Consider the following 21082-nt stretch of genomic DNA (forward strand, 5'->3'; position numbering starts at 1 on the left):
TCCCGGCTTGCCTCAGAGAGGCATGCTCACGGTCAGGAAGACCTGCCTATCCGCCTTGTTGGGTTCGCGATGCCGGTGCTGCGGCATCGACTGCAGCGGCTTGTGCGCCAGTTCCTGGTGCCTGCCGAGGAGGTTGATGGCCGTCAGGCGCACATCCATCGAACGGTCGCCGATGCGCAGGCCGCGGGCGATGCTCCAGTCCAGGCTGGTGTAGGAGGACACGGTGTAATGCAGGCCGGGAACGTCGCCGGTCGTGGCCGCGAGCGGCCCCATGCGCAGCAGGCTCATCGTCGATCGCCAGTTGCCGAGCCGCTCCACCCAGGTCAGCGTCGCCGTGTAGGGCGGGACGCTGCCCCGCACGGCCTTGTCGTCGGCCCGGCGCTGGATGAGGGTATGGGTGAACGACAGCGTCGTGGCTGCCCGCGGCTGTAGTGAAAGCTGGTATTCCAGGCCGCGGAGGCGAATGCTGCCGGGTGCATTGGACCACTGCGTGGAACCCATGATGCGATGGATCAGGAAGGGGTCGCCATCGGTTGCATCCTTCAGGGTTTCGCTCGGGTCGAAAGGGTGCGGGAGCCTGACGGGCCTGCGCTGGATGTAGTCCCTGACGTGTTCGTCGAATGCGCGGACATCGAGCAGGCCGCCCCACGGGGTGCTGCCGAGGTAGCCGATTTCCCAGGTATCCAGCCGTTGCGGACGAAGATGGGGGTTGGGGGTGTAGCGTTGGTTGACCACGCCGAGCCCATCGACCGATATCCGCACGTTGGTCCACAGCTCGTGCAGCGTGGGCTGGCGCCAGGCGCGCGAATAGCCCACGCGCCACGTCATGTCGTCCCGCGGCTGCCAGTTCAGGAATACGCGCGGTGCGAAGCGGACGCGGTCGCCTTCGACCTGCTCGGCCATGGCGCCGAGGTTCCACAGCCATTCGGATGCGGAGCGCCATTCGGCATTGCCGAACAGCCGCCATTCTTCCCGTGTGCGGCGGCGGCTGTCATAGAGGAAATCCGAATCGATGCGGTCGTAGCGCCATTCGCTACCCCACAGCAGGCGCAGCGCGTCCGTTGCGGCGAAGCGATGCTGCAGCGAGACGTTGTCGCGCAGGGTGTCGCGGTTGTTATTGACGTTGCCGCGATAGCGCGGCATTTGCAGCAGCCTCGAGCAGAGGTGTCCCACGCGGACGTCGTGGACGGGGCAGTTGGCCCAGGAGTCGACCCACCAGTCGTCCCGGGTGTGTTCACGGTTGCGGTACCACGATACGGTCCATTCTTCATCGGATGAGGGCAGATGCCGCCAGCTTGCGTGGATCGTGTAGTCCTGCTGCCTGAGCTTGCGGATGCCGCTGCCGTCGAACAAGGTGTCCGGATAACCTTCGTCCTGCGTGGCCGTGGCGTAGCTGGCGGAGAACTCCAGCGTGTCGGTGGTTCCGAGGTCCAGATCGCCGCGGAGGTTGAACGAACGCAGGTGCTGGCCGTCGTGCAGCCCGGACCAGCCGTCGTCGCGCTGCTCCTGCGCGCTCAGCCGCAGGCCGAGCGCGCCGCTGCGCAACAGCGCCCGTCCGCTGACGTCGGCGATGCCGCGGCTGCCGATGCGCGCGCTGACGGAATGGCCGGCTTCGGCGCCGGTATGGCGGGTGACCAGATTGACCACGCCGAGAAAGGCGTTCGAGCCGTAGCTCGCGGAATTGGAGCCGCGCACGATCTCGATGCGCTCGATGTCCTCGAGCACGACCGGAAGGGCGCGCCAGTTGGCGCCGCCGGAGTAGTGGGGAGAATAGACCGAGCGGCCGTCGATCAGCACCTGCATCTGGTTCGGATGGTCTGCGCTGAGACCATGGTAGGTCACCCACTGCTGGTTGCCGCGTTCCTGTGCGACCATCATGCCGGGCACGAGCCGGAACAGCCGGGCGAGTTCGCGGTAGCCGGTGGCTGCGATCATGTCGGCGTCGATGACGGTGACGGCACCGGGTGTATCCTGCAGGGGCTGCGGCAGGCGCGATGCGCTCAGCACCACCGGCAGCGGCTGGAAGAAGGCATCCTCGGCAACGGCATCGCCTGCCAGCGTGAAGGCGAGCAGAGGCGGCATCATCGCGCTGGCATGGTGCAGGCGGAGCGGCATGCGTGTCCGTCGAATGATTCCAGAACGTCGAAGTATAAGCGGGCGGCCATCGAAGCACGCAGGGGCGTGATGGGCAAGGTAACATCGACAGCCCATCCGGAGGGTTAAAACCATTTCAAGCGGGAGCAGACCATGACCTTGACCGATCTGCGCTATCTCGTCGCGCTCGCCCATGAGCGCCATTTCGGCCGCGCTGCGGAGAAATGCCACGTCTCCCAGCCGACCTTGTCGGTGGCAGTGAAGAAGGTCGAGGAAGAACTCGGCATCCAGCTCTTCGAGCGCAGCGCGACCGAAGTCAAGATCACCGAAACCGGCCGCCGCATCGTCGCCCAGGCCGAGAAGGTGCTGATGGAGGCGAGCCAGATCCAGGAGATCGCCGCCGCGGGCAAGGACCCGCTGGCCGGCCCGCTGCGCCTCGGTGTGATCTACACGATCGGCCCCTACCTGCTGCCGCGGCTGATTCCGCGCATGCATCAACTGGCACCGCGGATGCCGCTGATCATCCAGGAAAACTACACCGCCCGGCTGGCCGAAGCGCTCAAGCGCGGCGAACTGGACGTCATCATCATCAGCCTGCCGTTCGAGGAGGCCGGCATCGTCGCCCAGCCGGTGTATGACGAACCTTTCCGCATCCTGATGCCGGCCGATCATGAATGGACGCAGGAGGCGGCGGTCGATGCCCGCCTGCTGGCCGAGGACCAGTTGCTGCTGCTCGGTGCGGGCAACTGCTTCCGCGACCAGGTGCTGGAAGTCTGTCCGAGCTGCCGCAACGTCGGCGGCCTGCAGCGCACGCTGGAGGGCAGTTCGCTGGAAACGATCCGCCACATGGTCGCCACCGGCCTCGGCGTCACCGTGCTGCCGAGTTCCGCGGCGGACGATGCGACGATGCAGTATCCGCTGGTGGCGGTGCGTCCGTTCTCGCAGCCCGAGCCGGCGCGCCGGGTTGCGCTGGCGTGGCGCGTCACCTATCCGCGCAGCGGCGCGATCGACATCCTGCGTACCGCGATCCTCGAGAGCGGCTTGCCCGGCGTGCGCCCGGTCGGCCGGGTGCCGGTGAAAGAGCCCGTCTGAGCGGCAGCGGCGATCGTCCCGGACCGAAAACGGCAGGCCGCCGCTCGCGCGCGGCGGCCGACGCTGCCAGGCCGGTCTGAGGCGGTATCGAGGGTCGGGCCGGCTCAGCCGGTCTTGTGGGTCGTGCGCTTCCTGGCGGGGGCTTCGGGCTTGGCAGCCGGGGCTTCCTCGTCGGTATTCACCGCGGTCTTCCCGGCTTTTGCCCCGGCGGCCTTGGCGCCGGCTTTCGGCGTCTTGGCCTCGAACTCGAAGCCGACCTTGCCGTCCTTGCCGCGCACCAGGAAGGCCGAGAACTTGCGCCGCGTGCGGGCCGAGACGAAGCCCTTCAGCAGTTCGGTCCTGCCTTCGGCCAGCAGCCTGGCCATCTGTTCGCGCTCGATCGGCTGCTGCAGGATGATCTTGCCGGAACGGAAGTCGCAGCTCTTGCCCGGGCCGACCGATTTCTCGCAGACGTAGGCCATGCCGTGCTCGAACACCCGGCTGCTGCACTTCGGGCAGGCGCCGACGCTCTGCTGGCCGGAGAAATCGACCGCTTCGGCTTCCTCGCCTTCCTTCGGCTGGCCGAAGTCGAAGGCGGGCTGCTTGTCCTCGTTGAGCACGATCTCGGCGTTGAACAGGCGGCCCATCTTGTTGCGGAAGCCGAGCAGCGGGCCGACCTTGCCTTCGCGCAACAGGGTTTCGATCTCGTCGTATTCGAACTGGCGGCCGGCGACGATCTTCCAGGTGCTCCAGTCGCAGCGCTGGCAGGCGAACTTCTTGTAGTTCTCCTTCACCACGCCGCCGCACTTCGGGCAGGGCGTCTTCAGCGTGACGAAGTCGCCCGGCACGGTGTCGGATTCGTAGCGCTTGGCGCGTTCCACCACTTCGCGCGCCATGTCGGCGATTTCCTGCATGAAGGCTTCGCGGCTCAGTTCTCCCCGCTCCATGCGCGACAGCTTGTATTCCCAGCCGCCGGTCAGCTCGGGCGAAGTCAGCGCGTTCACACCCAGGCCCTTCAGCAGCGTGATCAGCGAGAAGGCCTTGGCGCTGGGGATCAGTTCGCGGCCTTCGCGGTGGATGTACTGCTCGGTGATCAGCCCTTCGATGATCTGCGCGCGCGTGGCCGGCGTGCCGAGGCCGCGTTCGGCCATCGCCGCGCGCAGTTCCTCATCGTCCACCATCTTGCCCGCGCCTTCCATCGCCGACAGCAGCGTGGCTTCGTTGAAGCGCGCCGGCGGCTTGGTCTGCAGCGACTTGAGCAGGATGTCCTCGGTGGCCACCGTCTCGCCCTGCTTCACCGGCACCAGCTGCGGGCCGCCGTCCTTGCCGTCGCCTGCCTTGCCATCCTTGTCGTCGCTGGCGGCTTCCTTGCCGTAGATCGCCAGCCAGCCCGGATTGACCAGCACCTTGCCCTCGGTCTTGAAGGCTTCGCCTTCGACGCGGGTGATGCGGGTGGTGATCTGGTATTCGGCCGCCGGATAGAACACCGCCAGGAAGCGCTTGGTGACCAGGTCGTAGATCTTGTGCTCGGCCTCGGACAGGCTCTTGGGCAGCGTGCCGGTCGGGATGATGGCGAAGTGGTCGGAAATCTTGGCGTTGTTGAAGATGCGCTTGTTCGGCTTCACCCAGCCTTGCCTGGCGATCTCGGCAGCGAAGGGAGCGTACTGCTCGGGCAGGTTGCGCATGACTTCGCCGACCGTGCCGAGGTAGTCCTCGGGCAGCGCGCGCGAATCGGTACGCGGGTAGGTCAGCACCTTGTGCTTTTCGTACAGCGCCTGTGCCAGCTGCAGCGTGACGCGGGCGGAGAAGCCGAAGCGGCCATTGGCTTCGCGCTGCAGGCTGGTGAGGTCGAACAGCAGCGGCGACAACTGCGTGGAGGGCTTGGATTCCTCGCTGACCACGCCCGGTTTGCCGTCGCACTTGGCGCGGATGGCCTCGGCCCGGGCCTTGTCCCAGATGCGGTAGGCGGTGGCGTGCTCGTCGCCTTCCGGCTTCTTGAACTTCTCGTCGAACCAGCGCCCGGGGTAATGCCCGGCCGCAGCGGCGAAGTCGGCTTCCAGCTCCCAGTAGTCGCGCGGCTTGAACTTGCGGATCTTTTCCTCGCGCTCCACCACCAGCGCCAGCGTCGGCGTCTGCACGCGGCCGACGGTGGTGAGATGGAAGCCGCCGGTCTTGGAGTTGAACGCAGTCATCGCCCGCGTGCCGTTGATACCGATCAGCCAGTCGGATTCGGCGCGGCAGATCGCGGCATTGCGCAGGCCTTCGACTTCCTGCGCGGCGCGCAGGTGGGCAAAGCCGTCGCGGATCGCCTGCGCCGTCATCGACTGCAGCCACAGGCGCTGCATCGGCTTTTTGGTGCCGGCGTGCTGGGCGATGAAATTGAAGATCAACTCGCCTTCGCGCCCCGCGTCACAGGCGTTGATCAGGCCGGTGACGTCCTTGCGCTTGATCAGCCGGGTCAACAGCTTCAGGCGGTCCTCGGTCTTCTCGATCGGCTTGACCGCGAAGTGAGGCGGGATGACCGGCAGGTGGGCGAAGGTCCATTTGCCGCGCTTGACCTCGAATTCCTCCGGCACCGCGAGTTCGAGCAGGTGGCCGACGGCCGAGGACAGCACGTATTCGTCGGACTCGTAGTAGTCCTTTTCCTTGGTGAAGCCGCCGAGCGCACGGGCGATGTCCTGTGCGACGGAAGGTTTTTCCGCGATGATCAGTTGCTTGCTCATGCTCTCTGGCTGTCGGGCGGGCCGGCATATGCCGGCTTGGGGGGGTCGGGAGGCTGGAGCCGCGGATGATAAAGAGGCCGCGCCGCGCCTTGCAAGCAGTCGGGACTGCCGTATTTTGCCTAATGTATCGTGGGACTGTAATCCCAGTCTTCATCGACACTCAGCAGTTCATCGACCATCAGCGTGTCGATCGGTTGCTCCTGCTGCCACAGCACCATCAGCACGATGACCTTCAGGCGGTCGAGCGTGATGTCGACACTCTCCAGCGCGAGCGCGCGTTCGATGATCAGTTCGCGATGCACGCCGTCCAGCACGCCGGCGCTTTCCATCAGCGCCAGGAAGCCGCGACAGTCGGCATTCAGGTGAAGCTGTTCGTCCTCGGTGTAGATGCGGACCGAGCGCTCGTCGGGCGCACCGGCCGGATGGGTTTCGCGCGCCACGTGCTGCAGCCCGGCCAGCCATTCCAGCGCGCTGGCGATTTCTGTTTCCTCGAAGCCGGCAGCGGACAGCTTGCGCGCAAGCTGGTCGGATTCCGGGCAGGCGTCGGCGTGGATGTAGCTTTCGTAGAGATAGACGAGGATGTCGAACAAAACGGTCTCTCAATGGAACGGCAAGGGGAGCGGCGGTGACGCGGGCAAGGCTGTCGTGGCGCGGGTGAAAGGGAGAACGATGTGGTTCAGCGCCCGACTCTCTGGATGCGGCCGCCGGGAAGGCTGGCGACCTGCCCGTCCAGCTCGAGCGGCAGCAGGATGGCGTACAGGGCATCGACCGTCAAGCTGCAGCGTTGCGCGAGCGTGTCGAGGGCGACGGTATCGTGGCCGATCGCCTCCATCACTCGGGCGGCATCGCCGTCGAGTGCCAGGCTGGCCTGCGGTGCGGCGACGCGTTTCGCCGCGTGCGCCGGCAGCCGCGTGCCGAGCCGGCCGCGCAGCTCCTCGACCACGTCCTCGGCGGTTTCCACCAGCTTGGCGCCGTCGCGGATCAGGCGGTGGCAGCCGCGCGACAGCGGCGAATGGATGGAGCCGGGGATGGCGAAAACCTCGCGTCCGCTTTCGGCTGCCAGCCGCGCGGTGATCAGCGAGCCGCTGTTGAGTGCCGCCTCGACCACCAGCACGCCCTGCGCCAGGCCGGCGATGACCCGGTTGCGGCGCGGGAAGTTGTGCTGCAGCGGCGGCGTGCCGAGCGGAAACTCGCTGACGATGGCGCCGCAGGCGGCAATTTCCCTTGCCAGCGCCGCATTGCGGGCCGGGTAGATGCGGTCGATGCCGGTGCCGACGACGGCCACCGTGCCGGCGCCTGCCGCACCCGCCGCCAGGGCGCCGCGGTGGGCGGCGGTGTCGATGCCTGCCGCCAGGCCGCTGACGATGGTGAAGCCCCGGGCGGCCAGATGGCGGGCGAAGGCTTCGGCGTTCGAGCCGCCCTGCGGCGTGGCGCTGCGGGCGCCGACGATGGCGAGCGCCGGTCGCTGCAGCAGCGCCGGATCGCCCTTGACGTAGAGCAGCACCGGCGGATCGGCGATGTCGAGCAGGGTGCGCGGATAGGCTTCGTCGGCCAGGGTCAGGATGTGGCTGCCGTCCTCGGCAGCCCATGCCCGGGCGCGTTCGATCCAGTCCTGCCGGGGTTCGGCGAGCAAGGCATCGGCCGCGGCACTGCCGACGACGCTTGTGATGGCGCTGCGCCCGGCGGCGAAGATGTGCCGCGGCAGGCCGAAGGCGGCGAGCAGGCTGCGTTGCCGGTCGGCACCCAGTCCGGGCGTGGCGGCCAGCCGCAGCCAGTCGATGAGGTCGTCGTCCTCGGTCAATGGTGGCAGCGGGCGCGTCAGGGTTTGCGGACGGCGTCGCCGACCGTCACCGGCCCGTCGGTTTCCATCACCAGCGCGTAGGACACGCGATCGAACACGCGGAACACGAACAGCAGGCCGTAGCGCTTTTCCGGCAGAACGAAGGTTTCCTTGCCGTTGTCGCCGCGATAGACGGCGGTGCCGCGGTTGCGGAACAGGCTCAGCACGTGGCCCGGCTCGACGCCGTCGCGGGCACCGGTGTCGAGGGCGACGACGTGCAGGCGGCCGGTTTCCTGCACGCCGCGATGGATCGACACCACATGGCCGTCGACGGCGTGCTCGGGCGCATGGGGCACGTAGGAGAATACCTTGGGCGCTTCGCTGGGCAGCAGCAGGTCGCCGGCGCCCACTTCCTCGATCGCCGACAGGATCTCGAGCGTTGCCGGCTCGCCATGCGCGGTGACGCGGGCGCTGCCCAGGTTGTCGGCCTCGTAGGCGATCAGTTCGCCAGTCAGCGGGTGCTTCAGCGGGCGGGCCGGGCGCATGATCTGCCAGACTTCGATGGCGGGATCGAGGTTCTTGGCGAACACGGTGTCGCCGGCGCCGGTCATCACGCGGCTGGTTTCGGTGGCGACGATGGTCGCCGCGCCTTCGAGATTGGCCTGGTCGATGACCAGCGGTTTGTTCAGGAACGGCTCGATGACATGCACCGGGATGCTCGGCACGGCGTTTTCGAGCGTTTCCTCATACACCTTCGGCTGCAGCTTGCCGCTGCCGCCGATGCGACGGCCGATGCTCAGCCAGGGCCCGCTGCGGTCGAGCAGCACGACCTGGCCGGGGTAGATCAGGTGCGGGTTGCGGATCTGGTCGCGGTTCATGCGCCAGACTGCCGGCCAGCGCCAGGGCTCGCTCAGGAAGCGGCCCGAGATGTCCCACAGCGTGTCGCCCTTGACGACGGTGTAGCTGTCGGGCGCGTTGTCGGCAAGCCGGACGTTGGACTGGGCGATCGAGGCGCTGCTGAACAGCGCCGAGATGCCGACGAGGAGAGGGAATATAATTCGGATCATCGATCGCTTCCGGTTGGGTGGGGCACTTCGGTCAAAGGCCGGAACGCCCGCGGCCTGGCTGGGTCGAATCACGGTGGGCGCAGGGTGCCGAAACGCCCGCGTGACCGCCCCGGGATCATCGTGCATTACGTGTGCATATGCGCGAAATCACTTGAAATTCTGCACTCAAAGGTTTATTGCGGCAAGCATTCATGGCTTTACTACCTATCCTCCGCTATCCCGATCCCCGGCTCCACACCATTGCGCAGCCGGTCGAGTCGGTCGACGACGAAATCCGCCAACTGGTCGCCGACATGGCCGAAACCATGTACGAAGCGCCCGGCATCGGACTGGCCGCGACCCAGGTCAATGTCCATGAGCGCGTCGTCGTCATCGACGTGTCCGAGGACAGGACCGACCTGATCGCGCTGATCAACCCCGAGATCCTCGAACGCTCCGGCGAACAGGTGTGCGAGGAAGGCTGCCTGTCCGTACCCGGAATCTACGAGAAAGTGACCCGTGCCGAGCGTGTGAAGGTTCGCGCTCAGGACGAAAAAGGCCAATGGCGCGAGATCGAGGCCGACGGCCTGCTCGCGGTCTGCATTCAGCACGAGATCGATCACCTGGACGGCAAGGTCTTCGTCGAATACCTGTCTTCGCTCAAGCTCAGCCGCATCAAGAGCAAGCTGGCCAAGAAGGCCCGGATCACCGCCTGATGGCCGCCCCGCTCCGCGTGGCGTTCGCCGGCACGCCCGAATTCGCCGCCTGCGCGCTCGACGCCATCCTGGCCGCCAGCCACGAGGTGGCGCTGGTGCTGACCCAGCCCGACCGCCCGGCCGGCCGCGGCATGAAGCTCACGCCCAGCCCGGTCAAGCAGCTTGCACTGGCGCGCGGCATCGCGGTCGACCAGCCCGAGCGGCTGCGCACCGACGAACAGCGCGCCCGCCTCGCCGCCTGTGCGCCCGACGTGCTGGTGGTGGCCGCTTACGGGCTGATCCTGCCCAGGGCGGTGCTCGAGCTGCCCCGACGCGGCTGCATCAACATCCACGCCTCGCTGCTGCCGCGCTGGCGCGGCGCGGCGCCGATCCACCGCGCGATCGAGGCCGGCGACGCCGAGACAGGCATCACCATCATGCAGATGGACGAAGGCCTGGATACCGGCGCGATGCTGCTCAAGCGCAGCCTGCCGATCCTGCCCACCGACACCACCGCGACGCTGCACGACCGCCTGGCGGTGCTGGGCGGCGAATGCATCGTCGCCGCGCTGGCCGGGCTGGATGAACTGAAGCCGGTGCCGCAGCCTGCCGAAGGCGTCAGCTATGCCGCCAAGATCGGCCGTGCCGAGGCCACCGTCGACTGGCGCCGGCCGGCGGCCGAGCTGGAACGCGCGATGCGTGCCTTCGACCCCTTCCCCGGCCTCGCCTCCACGTTGCGCGATACGGTGGTCAAGTTCTGGTCGGCCGAAGTGATCGATGCCGCAGGCGAACCCGGCACGGTGCTGGCCGCCGACGAGGCCGGCGTCGTCATCGCCTGCGGCCGGGGTGCGCTGCGTTGCACGGTGTTGCAGCGCCCGGGCAGCCGGCGCCTGCCTGCCGGGGAATTCCTGCGCGGCTTTGCGGTCTCTGTCGGCGAACGCTTCGCTTCCGGCGAAGCCGATCCGGCTTGATGCAGGGCGGCTCCGCCCCCATCTACCGCATCGAAGCGAATCTTTACGAAGGAACCCACAATGCTTGGAAACTGGATCAAGACTTCCATCCTGATGGCCGGCATCGTCGCCCTGTTCGGCGCGATGGGCGCGGCCATCGGCGGCCGTGAAGGCATGATGATGGCGCTGGTGCTCGGCGGCGCGATGAATTTCTGGGCCTACTGGTTCTCCGACAAGGCCGTGCTGAAGATGTACAAGGCACGCCAGGTCGATGCCAGCACTTCGCCCTACCTGTACAACATGGTCAGCGAACTGGCGCAACGGGCCCAGTTGCCGATGCCCAAGGTCTACATCATCGACGAGGACCAGCCCAACGCCTTCGCCACCGGCCGCAACCCGGAGAACGCCGCGGTGGCCGCCACCACCGGCATCATGCGCATGCTGTCCGAGCGCGAACTGCGCGGCGTGATGGCGCACGAGCTGGCCCACGTCAAGAACCGCGACATCCTGATCTCGACGATCTCGGCGACGGTCGCCGGCGCGATCTCGATGCTGGCCAACTTCGGCATGTTCTTCGGCGGCCGCGACGGCGAGAGCCGCCCCAATCCGATCGTGTCGATCGCGATGATGATCCTCGCGCCGATGGCCGGCATGATCATCCAGATGGCGATCAGCCGCACGCGCGAGTTCGGTGCCGACCGCGGCGGCGCCGAGATCTCCGGCGACCCTGAGGCGCTCGCCAGCGCGCTGGCCAAGATCGACGCCTACGCCCGCGGCATCCCGATGCACACTGCCGAGCAGCACCCGGAGACGGCGCAGATGATGATCATGAACCCGCTGTCCGGCGGCGGCCTGCGCGGCCTGTTCTCGACCCACCCGTCGACCCAGGAGCGCATCGCCCGCCTGCGCGAGATGGTCGGGCGCTGAGCTGCCGGACGCGCCGGCTTCAGTTTTGCTCCGAGCCGCCCCGCCACCGCTGACAGGTGGCGGGGCGGTTTCTTTTTGGCGTCGTGCGCAATGCCGATTTGACGCTACGTATCAAATCCACAAAAATATGAACGATTCTCAATAACAGGCGCACGCAGTCTTGCCCGCAGTGGCCGGCGGTGCTTTCCCCGGAGATTTGCGTGAGCAGCGCGGCGACCCCCGAATCGATTTCCACGCTCTACCAGGAACACCACGGCTGGCTGTGCGCCTGGCTGCGGCGCAAGACCGGTTGCTCGCAGCAGGCTGCTGATCTTGCCCAGGACACTTTCCTGCGCTTGCTGAGCGTTCGCGAACAGGAGGCCTTCCGCGTGCCGCGCGCCTATCTGCGCACGGTCGCCCACGGCCTGATGGTCGACCAGATCCGCCGCCGCACGCTGGAACACGCCTATCTCGAGGCCCTCGCCATGCAGCCCGAGCCGCTGGCGCCTTCGCCGGAGGAACGCCTGCTCGTCATCGAGGCGCTCCTTCGCATCGACACCCTGCTCGATGCCTTGCCCGACAAAACCCGGCGGGTGTTCCTGCTGTCGCAGATCGAGGGCCTTGCCTACGCCGACATCGGCGATCGCCTCGGCCTCTCGCTGCGCACGGTCAAGCGCCACATGCACACCGCTTTCGCCCAATGCCTGCGGGCGCTGATGTGAGCCGGCAATGAGCGCAGCCCCGTATTCCGTCGATGAGGTCGCGGACCAGGCCGCCGTCTGGCTGGTGCGTCTGCACGCCGGAGAGCTCGACGCTGCTGGACGCAAGGCGCTGAATGCCTGGCGCGTCCAGCACCCCGAACACGAACGGGCCTGGCAGGCTGCCGAAACCCTGGCCGGCACCCTTGGTGCCATCCCCGCCGGCATCGGCATGGAGGCGCTCGGCCGCAGTCGCCAGGCCCAGCGCCGGCGAGCCGCCAAAACCATCGCCGTGCTGCTGGCCGCGCCTGCTGCCGGCTGGCTGGGCTGGCGCCGGTGGGGCGGCGAACTCGCCGCGGACCATCGCACGGCCACCGGCGAGCGCCGCGAACTGCAACTGGCCGACGGCAGCCATCTCCACCTCAACACCGCCAGCGCGGCAGACGTTCGTTTCGACGCCATGCAGCGCCGCATCGTACTGCAAGCCGGCGAGATTCTCGTCCAGACTGTGCCGGACACCATCCAGCCGCCTCGTCCCTTTCTGGTGCAGACCGAACACGGCAGCATCCGCGCGCTCGGCACCCGCTTCATCGTCCATCGGCAAGACAGTCGCCATACCCGCATCACCGTGCTCGAACGCGCAGTGGAAATCCGCCCTGTCTCCGGCGATGCCGTGCTGAGGCTGGACGCCGGCCGGAGCGCCCGATTCTCGGCCCGGGACATCGGCCCGATCCTGGCTGCACCGGCCGGCAGCGACGGCTGGCACCAGGGCAGCCTGGTTGCCGACAAGCAGCGCCTGGAAGACTTTCTCGCCGAACTCTCCCGCTACCGCCCCGGCATCCTGCGCTGCGCGCCGGAAGTGGCCGATCTGCGCATCTCCGGCGTATTCCAACTCGACGACACCGACCGCATCCTTGCCGTCCTTCAGGAGAACCTTCCCATCGCCGTGCACCGCCATACGCGCTACTGGGTGAATGTGCACCCCAGGGAAGCAGGCTGAAGTGCGGCCGGAAAGCGGCATCGGAAGAAATCTGGCCCCTTTTGCCGTGTCGTTCGACAAGTCAGGAGAACACCTTCTGATTGTCGCAAGGAGCCACCGTGCATACCCCGTCGTTTTCCGCCCTTCCGTTTTCCGCTGAAACGCCCCGGCTGCGGCCCCTGGCCACGCATCTGCGCATCGCCTTGCTTGGTCTGGCTTGCTTCGCATGTCTACCAGCCGATCCGGCCAGCGCAGCAGGGACCGCCACGACAGTCAGCGCTACGCAGCATTACGCTCTGCCCGCCGGCCCGCTGAGCATGACCCTCTACCGTTTCGCTGCCCAGGCCGGCATCACGCTGACCTTCGATGCCGCGCTCACCGACGGCCGGCGCTCTGCCGGCCTCAACGGTAGCTATGGTGCGGAGACCGGCCTGAGCAAGCTGCTCGCCGGCAGCGGCCTGGAAGCGGTACGGGGAGAGAATGGCGGCTACAGGCTGCGCAGACTGCCGGCAGCGAATATGGGCGAGGCACGGCTTGCGCCGGTTACGGTGTCTGCCTCGGCCGCTCGTGACGGAACAACCGAAGGTAGCGGCAGCTATGCCCCTGGTCCAAGCACGACAGCTGCCGGGTTGAACATGAGCCTGCGCGAAACCCCTCAATCCGTCAGTGTCGTGACGCGTCAGCAGATCGAAGATCAGAATCTGAACGATGTTACTGAAGTGCTGGAACAGACGGCAGGTATCGTCATCAACTCGATGGGACCCGCGGGCAGCGACAGCAACCAGATTTATGTTCGCGGTTTCAATGTAAGGAACAGCATCCAAGTCGACGGAACGAATCGCTCCAGAGATTATGGTTTTGGCGATGATTTGGCAGACATGGTGACCTATGACCGGGTCGAGGTAGTACGCGGTGCGACAGGTCTGATGTCCGGCATGGGCGACCCAGGTGCGACGATCAATATGATCCGTAAAAAGCCGACCCGTGAAACGCAGCGTTCGTTTACCTTGAAAGCAGGCTCATGGGATAACTATCGCTCCGAGCTGGATGTGTCCGGCAGTCTGTCGGAAAGCGGCCATGTGCGCGGCCGTTTTGTCGCCGCCTGGCAGGACGGTCAGAGCCACATAGACCGTCAGACGATGGAAAGGAAAGTGGCCTACGGCATCATTGAATGGGACATTACCGCTCAGACCATGCTGACCCTGGGGGCCGAGTACCAGGATATGGACAACGAGGCGGCAGGCAACCATGGTTTTCCGTTGTTCAACGCGGATGGCAGTCATTTCAAGCCTTCACGCTCGTTCAATTCTGCGGCTGACTGGAGCTACCACAAGCGTGATGTCAGCACCGTGTTCGGCAGTCTGGAGCATGCTTTCGATGACGGCTGGCTGCTGAAATTCAATGCCGAGCATAGCCGCCGTTCCTATGATGACGCGTTCGCCACGGCAGCCAGCGGTACCGTCAACCCGGATGGCAGCGGAATTTCCACCTGGACCGGGCGATGGGCCGGGGAACCAAGGCAAAGCTCATTTGATTTGTCGGCCTCGGGAAAGATCAATGTGTCCGGCAGAGAACATGATCTGTATCTGGGCGCAAGCCATTACAAGGCCTATTACCGCAGTAATGGCTATCCGCTGTGGACGATACAGTCCATTGAAAATATCTTCACATGGGACGGCTCATTGCCTGTTCCGGGCGCGATTCATGCCAAATCCAGCGAATCCGCGTTTGATGAAAGACAAACGGCGGTTTTCGCGTCTGCCAGATGGAATGTATCGGATGTCGTTTCGTTGATTACCGGGGCTCGTGTCATCGATTGGCAGCGTGACAAGACGTCGCGCAGTTTCGCATCGGGTAAAGTGACCCGCAACAGTCGTGAAGAGAATGGCGTGATCACACCATATCTCGGGTTGGTGTATGACCTTGCCGACAATTGGTCCGCTTATGCCAGCTATACCACGATATTCAATCCTCAAGACAGGATGGATGTGAATGGCAGTTATCTGGATCCTGAAGAAGGTGAGAACTACGAACTCGGGATTAAAAGTGAGTTCTGGGACCAGCGCTTGACTGCTGCCTTCAGCGTCTTCGAGGTTCACCAGGATAATCTGGCTGTGTTGGATGGTGATCAATACGCACCGGATGGTACGCGGGCGTATCGGGCAGAGTCCGGTACCAGAACACGCGGCTTTGAAGTCGAAGTGGCAGGTGAAGTGTTGCCCGACTGGCAGCTTGCAGCAAGCTATACCTATTCCGAAATCAAGGACTCTGACGATGAACGCATGCTCACGGAGGTTCCGCGTGATACGTTCAAACTGTTTACCAGTTACCGTGTTCCTTCGCTTGGCGGCATGAAAGTGGGTGGCAGTATTCGCTGGCAGGGTTCGGAGTATTACAGGGACTCAGGTCCCAATGGCGAAACTTTCAGACAGGGAAACTACACCATCGTGGATCTGATGGCGCAGTACAACTTGACGCCTGATCTGACTGTCGCTTTGAACCTGAACAATTTGTTTGATGAGCATTACTATACGGCGATCGGCATGCGTGGATGGTATGGCACACCGCGTAATGCCACAGTAACGCTGAAATACGATTTTTAGCCGGTCCGCGAAGGGGAGCCAGGGGTGGAATCCATCATCCGGGGCGGAACTTTTCCGCCCCGGCGCCGATCATCCGATACTCGTGCTTTGCCGTACAGCTCCGCTCATCATGCTCCGTACCCTCAAGGAACTCTTTGGCTTTCTTGCCGAACCCGTGCCCGCCGGCCAGCCGGGTGATGCCGAACATCGCCTGCAACTGGCGACCGCCGTATTGCTGGTGGAGGTCATGCGTGCCGATGACGAAGCCGGCGAGGCCGAGCGCGAAGCCATTCTGGCATCGCTGCGCACCCAGTTCGATCTCCATGCCGACGAACTGGAGCGCTTGTACGAACTGGCCCACGCCGCCTCGCGCGATGCGCCCGATCTGTACGGCTTCACGTCGCAGCTCAACAAGGGCTACAGCGCGGCGGAGAAGGCCCGCATCGTCGAATACCTGTGGCGGGTGGCCTACGCCGACGGCTGCCTGAGTCACTACGAGAACCATCTGATGCTCAAGCTCGGCGACCTGCTGTACATCCCGCGCGGTGATTTCGTCGCCGCCAAGCAGCGCGCCCGCGAGGCTGCCCCTCGGGTGGCGGAGCGGCTTTCTTCTTTTGTCGACGGCCAGTTGCCGGCTCGGCGCCACGGTAGCGAGAAAGGCTCCTAGTCGGGGGGTACTCCGGCTGGAAGCGCGCATAGGCTTGGCCGTCCTGGCCGAACGAATTCCGTGTCGGGTCCGCGTCTACCGCGATCCACCGGCTCTCCTGCGGATGCCCTGCCCGAGGGGGCGGTGATCGGGGCCGGGACAACGCATGGCGGGTGGCAACGCAGGTTGTGCCGCGCGCAAGGCAGCGAGTGTCTGCCGGGTGGCCAGCGTTGGCAATGGATCGTGTTACGCTCGTCCATATTCGATTGCTCGTAGATTCTTTCCACGCATATACCTTTTCTGGATAAAGGTATTGCATTTCAGTCCGGTGTCTGCCGCGCTGTTTCAGGATTCCCGTATGGAAATCAAGGTCAATTTCCTCGACAAGCTTCGCCTCGAGGCCAAGTTCGATGACTTCACGGTGGTGGCCGATCAGCCCATCCGCTACAAGGGCGACGGCTCGGCGCCCGGTCCGTTCGACTATTTTCTGGCGTCATCGGCGTTGTGCGCGGCTTACTTCGTGAAGCTGTACTGCGAAACGCGCAGCATCCCCACCGATAACATCCGCCTGTCGCAGAACAACATCGTCGATCCCGAAAACCGCTACAAGCAGATTTTCAAGATCCAGGTCGAATTGCCGGCGGATATTTCCGCGGCGGACCGGCAAGGCATCTTGCGTTCCATCGAGCGCTGCACGGTGAAGAAGGTGGTGCAGACCGGGCCCGAGTTCGTGATCGAGGAAGTGGAGAATCTGGATGCCGATGCGCAGGCCTTGCTGACGCTGAATCCGGATGCCGGGGCAAGCACCTACATCACGGGAAAGGATCTGCCGCTGGAGCAGACCATCGCCAACATGTCGGGGGTTCTGGCGGACCTGGGCATCAAGATCGAAATCGCGTCATGGCGCAACCTGGTGCCCAACGTCTGGTCGCTGCACATCCGCGACGCGCACTCGCCGATGTGCTTCACCAACGGCAAGGGCGCGACCAAGGAGAGCGCCCTGGCGTCGGCGCTGGGCGAATTCATCGAGCGGATGAATTGCAATCATTTCTACAACGACCAGTTCTGGGGACAGGACATTGCCGGCGCGGCGTTCGTGCATTACCCGGACGAGCGCTGGTTCAAGCCCGGCCCTGGAGATGCGCTGCCGGCTGAAATACTCGATGAATACTGCCTGCGGATCTACGACGCCGATGGCGAGCTGCGCGGCTCGCATCTGTACGACACCAATTCAGGCAATGTGCAGCGTGGCATCTGTTCGCTGCCCTACGTGCGCCAGTCGGACGGCGAGGTGGTGTATTTTCCCTCCAACCTGATCGACAATCTGTTTCTCAGCAATGGCATGAGCGCCGGCAATACGCTGGCCGAAGCGCAGGTGCAATGCCTGTCGGAAATCTTCGAGCGGGCGGTGAAACGCGAAATCCTGGAAGGTGAAATCGCACTGCCCGACGTGCCGCACGAAGTGCTGGCGAAGTACCCCGGCATTCTGGCCGGCATCGATGCGCTGGAAAAACAGGGTTTTCCCGTGCTGGTGAAGGATGCGTCGCTGGGCGGGGCGTTTCCCGTCATGTGCGTCACCCTGATGAACCCGCGCACTGGCGGCGTGTATGCGTCGTTCGGGGCGCATCCGAGCCTGGAGGTGGCGCTGGAGCGCAGTCTCACCGAGCTGCTGCAGGGGCGCAGTTTCGAAGGCCTGAACGATCTGCCGCGGCCGACCTTCGAAAGCAAGGCCGTGACCGAGCCGAACAACTACGTCGAACATTTCATCGATTCCAGCGGCGTGGTGTCGTGGCGCTTCTTCAGTGCCAAGGCCGGTTTCGATTTCGTCGAGTGGGATTTTTCCGGTCAGGGTGAAAACTCCAATGCCGACGAAGCCGCAGCCTTGTTCGGCATTCTCGAGGGCATGGGCAAGGAAGTGTACATGGCGGTGTACGACCAACTCGGCGCAACGGCCTGCCGCATCCTGGTGCCGGGTTATTCGGAAGTCTATCCGGTGGAAGACCTGATCTGGGACAACACCAACAAGGCACTGTCGTTCCGCACCGATATCCTGAACCTGCATCGCCTCGACGATGCCAGCCTGGAGGCGCTGCTTGAACGCCTGGAGGACAGCGAGCTCGATGATTACACCGACATCATCACGCTGATCGGTATCGAGTTCGACGAAAACACGGCCTGGGGTCAGTTGACGATTCTGGAGTTGAAGCTGCTGATCAATCTCGCCTTGCACCAACTCGAAGCGGCGCACGAACGGGTGAAGGCTTTCCTGCAGTACAACGAGAACACGCTCGAACGCGGATTGTTCTACCAGGCCCTGGATGTGGTGCTGGAAGTCGTGCTGGATGACAGCCTGGAACTGGACGATTACGAGGCCAACTTCCGCCGCATGTTCGGCAATCCGCGGATGGATGCGGCGATGGGGTCGGTGGACGGCAGCGTGCGCTTCTTCGGCTTGACGCCGACGAGCATGGCGCTGGAAGGGCTCGACAGGCACCAGCGTCTGATCGACAGCCTCAGGAAACTGCACATGGCGCGGGCCAGGGTGGCGGCTTCATCCAGCCAGGGGGCCCGTTCCAGCTGCTTGCGCGAGGTATCGAGCTGATACCGGCTGTTCTCGGCATCCGTGAGACGGGCGAGGGCTTGCCGCAGGCCTTGCCGGGCCGCGATGTCGCGAGTGTCCGGCGCGGGAACTGCAGTTTTTAGCCGTGTGCCGGGCGATCCGGCAGCGCGGTGCCGCCGGCGATGCGGGCGACGGCCTGCGCCAGCGTGTCGCGCAGCCGCGGCGGCATGTCGGCTTTCCGATAGACCATGCCGGTCGGCACCATGCCGATGTCGGTCGGCACTTCACGAAGCGCCAGGCGCTCGGCGTGGGACGACTGCTGCACGATGCGGCGCGGCATCAGCGTCCAGCCGAGGCCGACCGAGACGCAGCCGAGGATGCCTTCGAGCGTGCCGAACTCCATTGCCTCATTGTGCATGTGGCCGAGCGTGCGCTGCAGCGCGAGCGCGCGTGCGCGGTAGGCGCAGCCCTCGCGGAACAGGATCAGCGGGCAGCGCGCCGGGTCGGTGTCGGGGGCGAAGACCTGGACCAGCTCCTCCCTGGTCAACTCGTCGAACTGCAGCGCCGGATGCCGCAGCGGGCCGGCAATGAAGGCGCAGTCCAGTTTGCGGGACAGCACCTTGTCGATCAGCACGGCGCTGGTGTCCGTCCTGATGTGCAATTCCAGCGTGTTGTGGGCGTGGCGCAGGTCGCGCAGTACGGCCGGCAGATAGAGCGCGGTGAAGGTCTCCATGGCGCCGATGCGCAGCTCTCCGGCGTCCTCGCCCGCCTGCCGCACTGCGGCCACGGTCTGGCGTTCGAGGCTCAGCATGCGGCGGGCGTAGTCGAGCAGCACGCGGCCGGCCGGGGCGAGTTCCACGCCCCGGCCGGAGCGGAAGAACAGTTTGGTGCCGAGTTCTTCCTCGAGCCGGCGGATGCGGTTGGTGACGTTGGATTGCACGGTGTTGAGCTTGCGTGAGGCGGCGAGGATGCCGCCTTCGTCGACGACGGCCTCGAAGGTGCGCAGGGCGAGGAGTTCCATTGGCGTATCTCTGAAACAGAACGGTCTATTCTGAAATAATCGCTTGAAGGGATATCTTACGCCGACTATCTTTCCGGCTCCAGCAGGAGACAGGACACAAGAACATGGATTATCAGATCCAGCGGATGAAAGTACTGGGTGCGGGCATCTTCAGCCTGATCCTGGCGATGGGGGTGGCGCGCTTCGCCTATACCCCGCTGCTGCCGGTGATGCAGGCCCAGGCCGGGCTGGGCCTGGCCGAAGGAGGCTGGCTGGCGGCGATCAACTATGCCGGCTACCTCACCGGGGCACTGATCGCGGCGTCGATCAGCGATCTGGTGCTGAAGGACCGGCTGTATCGCGTTGGCATGGTGCTGGCGGTGCTGACCACGGCGATGATGGGGTTGTCGGACAGCCTGGTGGTCTGGGCGGTGTCGCGCTATCTGGCTGGACTGGCGACTTCGGGAGCGATGCTGCTGGGGACCGGCCTGATCCTGAACTGGCTGATCCGCCACGGCCACCGCAGCGAACTGGGCATCCATTTCGGCGGCATCGGTGTCGGCATCGCCGCGTGCTCGATGGCCGTGGCGCTGATGAGCAGCGTGCTGGACTGGCGCGAACAGTGGTTCGTGTTCACCGCCATCGGCTGCCTGCTGCTGGTGCCTGCGCTGGGCTGGCTGCCGGCGCCGGATACCAGTTCCTTGACCAGAAGCGGTGCGCCGATGCACGACAATCCGCCGAGCCCGCTGTTCCTGCGCCTGTTCATGGTCTCGTATTTCTGCGCCGGGATCGGCTACGTCGTCAGCGCCACCTTCATCGTCGCCATCGTCAATGATCTGCCCGGGCTCGAAGGCAAGGGCAACTGGACTTTCTTCGCCATCGGCCTGGCGGCGGCGCCGACCTGCATCGTGTGGGATCTGATCGCCCGCCGTACTGGCGAACTCAATGCCCTGATCCTGGCGGCGCTGCTGCAGATCGTCGGCATCCTGCTGCCGGTGGCGCTGGGAGGCGTGGCCGGCACGGTGGCGGGGGCGTTGCTGTTCGGCGGCACTTTCGTCGGCCTGGTCAGCCTGGTGCTGACGATGGCGGGACGCTACTACCCGACGCGGCCGGCGAAGATGATGGGCAAGATGACGATTTCCTACGGCGTGGCGCAGATCGTCGGCCCGGCGGTGACCGGCTGGCTGGGGGAGAGCTTCGGCAGCTATGCCGGCGGGCTTTATTTCGCCGCCGCCATGATGGCGCAGGGCTGCGTGCTGCTGCTGGTGCTGAAGGCGGTGGAGCGGCGCGACGCCGCCGCGCGCGAAGCCGCCGAGCCCTGCATGCAGGGATGAGGGCCGGACACCCCGCCG

The 21082-nt window shown here is 65.2% G+C and carries 16 protein-coding genes; 10 read left to right on the forward strand and 6 right to left on the reverse strand.

The features are described 5' to 3' along the window. Window positions 1-12: 12 nt before the first annotated feature. Window positions 13-2115 (reverse strand): TonB-dependent receptor plug domain-containing protein, encoded by a 2103-nt coding sequence (locus tag ACNQFN_RS00135; protein ID WP_068635657.1) that lies wholly within the window; start codon window positions 2113-2115, stop codon window positions 13-15. A 132-nt stretch (window positions 2116-2247) separates the two neighbouring features. Between ACNQFN_RS00135 and ACNQFN_RS00140 the strand changes: the two genes are divergently transcribed. After that, a complete protein-coding gene (locus tag ACNQFN_RS00140) occupies window positions 2248-3186 on the forward strand; it encodes a hydrogen peroxide-inducible genes activator (RefSeq protein ID WP_068635656.1) in 939 nt (312 codons plus the stop codon). A gap of 104 nt (window positions 3187-3290) precedes the next feature. Here the strand turns inward: ACNQFN_RS00140 and ACNQFN_RS00145 are convergent, their stop codons facing one another. The 4 genes from ACNQFN_RS00145 to ACNQFN_RS00160 all read right to left on the reverse strand — a co-directional run bounded on the left by ACNQFN_RS00145 (window position 3291) and on the right by ACNQFN_RS00160 (window position 8735). Beyond that, a complete protein-coding gene (locus tag ACNQFN_RS00145) occupies window positions 3291-5888 on the reverse strand; it encodes a DNA topoisomerase III (RefSeq protein ID WP_418647648.1) in 2598 nt (865 codons plus the stop codon). Window positions 5889-6007: 119 nt separating this feature from the next. Next, on the reverse strand, window positions 6008-6478 hold the full coding sequence (locus ACNQFN_RS00150) for a DUF494 family protein (protein WP_068635654.1): 471 nt from the start codon (window positions 6476-6478) through the stop codon (window positions 6008-6010). 86 nt (window positions 6479-6564) lie between these two features. Then, entirely contained in the window at window positions 6565-7689 is a 1125-nt protein-coding gene (gene dprA / locus ACNQFN_RS00155) for a DNA-processing protein DprA (RefSeq protein WP_068635653.1), read from the reverse strand. A 17-nt stretch (window positions 7690-7706) separates the two neighbouring features. Then, on the reverse strand, window positions 7707-8735 hold the full coding sequence (locus ACNQFN_RS00160; RefSeq protein WP_418647649.1) for a LysM peptidoglycan-binding domain-containing protein: 1029 nt from the start codon (window positions 8733-8735) through the stop codon (window positions 7707-7709). 191 nt (window positions 8736-8926) lie between these two features. On the opposite strand from ACNQFN_RS00160, the gene def reads away from it, so the two are divergent. From def to ACNQFN_RS00200, 8 genes are all read left to right on the forward strand, one after another. Continuing rightward, window positions 8927-9430, forward strand: a complete 504-nt coding sequence (def, locus tag ACNQFN_RS00165) for a peptide deformylase (RefSeq protein ID WP_068635651.1) — start codon at window positions 8927-8929, stop codon at window positions 9428-9430. Continuing rightward, window positions 9430-10380: a methionyl-tRNA formyltransferase gene (gene fmt, locus ACNQFN_RS00170; RefSeq protein WP_418647650.1), complete on the forward strand. Its 951-nt coding sequence runs from the start codon at window positions 9430-9432 to the stop codon at window positions 10378-10380. Before def ends, fmt begins: the two co-directional genes overlap by 1 nt. A 60-nt stretch (window positions 10381-10440) precedes the next feature. Then, entirely contained in the window at window positions 10441-11286 is an 846-nt protein-coding gene (gene htpX, locus ACNQFN_RS00175; RefSeq protein ID WP_068635649.1) for a zinc metalloprotease HtpX, read from the forward strand. A gap of 200 nt (window positions 11287-11486) precedes the next feature. Next, a complete protein-coding gene (locus ACNQFN_RS00180) occupies window positions 11487-11987 on the forward strand; it encodes a sigma-70 family RNA polymerase sigma factor (RefSeq protein ID WP_068635648.1) in 501 nt (166 codons plus the stop codon). Between the two features lie 7 nt (window positions 11988-11994). Beyond that, a complete protein-coding gene (locus tag ACNQFN_RS00185) occupies window positions 11995-12963 on the forward strand; it encodes a FecR domain-containing protein (protein WP_068635647.1) in 969 nt (322 codons plus the stop codon). A 98-nt stretch (window positions 12964-13061) separates the two neighbouring features. After that, window positions 13062-15545, forward strand: coding sequence for a TonB-dependent siderophore receptor (locus tag ACNQFN_RS00190; RefSeq protein ID WP_418647651.1), 2484 nt, complete (start codon window positions 13062-13064; stop codon window positions 15543-15545). Between the two features lie 109 nt (window positions 15546-15654). Then, window positions 15655-16191, forward strand: coding sequence for a TerB family tellurite resistance protein (locus tag ACNQFN_RS00195; protein WP_083953477.1), 537 nt, complete (start codon window positions 15655-15657; stop codon window positions 16189-16191). Window positions 16192-16528: 337 nt separating this feature from the next. Further along, window positions 16529-18772: an OsmC domain/YcaO domain-containing protein gene (locus ACNQFN_RS00200; protein ID WP_068635645.1), complete on the forward strand. Its 2244-nt coding sequence runs from the start codon at window positions 16529-16531 to the stop codon at window positions 18770-18772. 97 nt (window positions 18773-18869) lie between these two features. Here the strand turns inward: ACNQFN_RS00200 and ACNQFN_RS00205 are convergent, their stop codons facing one another. Beyond that, window positions 18870-19751: a LysR family transcriptional regulator gene (locus ACNQFN_RS00205; protein ID WP_068635644.1), complete on the reverse strand. Its 882-nt coding sequence runs from the start codon at window positions 19749-19751 to the stop codon at window positions 18870-18872. 104 nt (window positions 19752-19855) lie between these two features. Here ACNQFN_RS00205 and ACNQFN_RS00210 point away from each other — a divergent pair, with 104 nt between their 5' ends. After that, window positions 19856-21064, forward strand: a complete 1209-nt coding sequence (locus ACNQFN_RS00210; protein ID WP_068635643.1) for a YbfB/YjiJ family MFS transporter — start codon at window positions 19856-19858, stop codon at window positions 21062-21064. The last annotated feature ends 18 nt before the right edge of the window (window positions 21065-21082 follow it).

The organism is Thauera butanivorans, from assembly GCF_048398245.1.
GTDB classification, from domain to species: domain Bacteria; phylum Pseudomonadota; class Gammaproteobacteria; order Burkholderiales; family Rhodocyclaceae; genus Thauera; species Thauera butanivorans.

What these genes read in the sequence shown, in the direction of transcription:
- ACNQFN_RS00210 (WP_068635643.1), top strand. Translation starts at nt 19,856, where the DNA reads ATGGATTATCAGATCCAGCGGATGAAAGTACTGGGTGCGGGCATCTTC.
- def (WP_068635651.1), top strand. Translation starts at nt 8,927, where the DNA reads ATGGCTTTACTACCTATCCTCCGCTATCCCGATCCCCGGCTCCACACC.
- ACNQFN_RS00135 (WP_068635657.1), bottom strand. Translation starts at nt 2,115, where the DNA reads ATGCCGCTCCGCCTGCACCATGCCAGCGCGATGATGCCGCCTCTGCTC.
- fmt (WP_418647650.1), top strand. Translation starts at nt 9,430, where the DNA reads ATGGCCGCCCCGCTCCGCGTGGCGTTCGCCGGCACGCCCGAATTCGCC.
- ACNQFN_RS00205 (WP_068635644.1), bottom strand. Translation starts at nt 19,751, where the DNA reads ATGGAACTCCTCGCCCTGCGCACCTTCGAGGCCGTCGTCGACGAAGGC.
- htpX (WP_068635649.1), top strand. Translation starts at nt 10,441, where the DNA reads ATGCTTGGAAACTGGATCAAGACTTCCATCCTGATGGCCGGCATCGTC.
- ACNQFN_RS00185 (WP_068635647.1), top strand. Translation starts at nt 11,995, where the DNA reads ATGAGCGCAGCCCCGTATTCCGTCGATGAGGTCGCGGACCAGGCCGCC.
- ACNQFN_RS00160 (WP_418647649.1), bottom strand. Translation starts at nt 8,735, where the DNA reads ATGATCCGAATTATATTCCCTCTCCTCGTCGGCATCTCGGCGCTGTTC.
- ACNQFN_RS00140 (WP_068635656.1), top strand. Translation starts at nt 2,248, where the DNA reads ATGACCTTGACCGATCTGCGCTATCTCGTCGCGCTCGCCCATGAGCGC.
- ACNQFN_RS00195 (WP_083953477.1), top strand. Translation starts at nt 15,655, where the DNA reads ATGCTCCGTACCCTCAAGGAACTCTTTGGCTTTCTTGCCGAACCCGTG.
- ACNQFN_RS00145 (WP_418647648.1), bottom strand. Translation starts at nt 5,888, where the DNA reads ATGAGCAAGCAACTGATCATCGCGGAAAAACCTTCCGTCGCACAGGAC.
- ACNQFN_RS00200 (WP_068635645.1), top strand. Translation starts at nt 16,529, where the DNA reads ATGGAAATCAAGGTCAATTTCCTCGACAAGCTTCGCCTCGAGGCCAAG.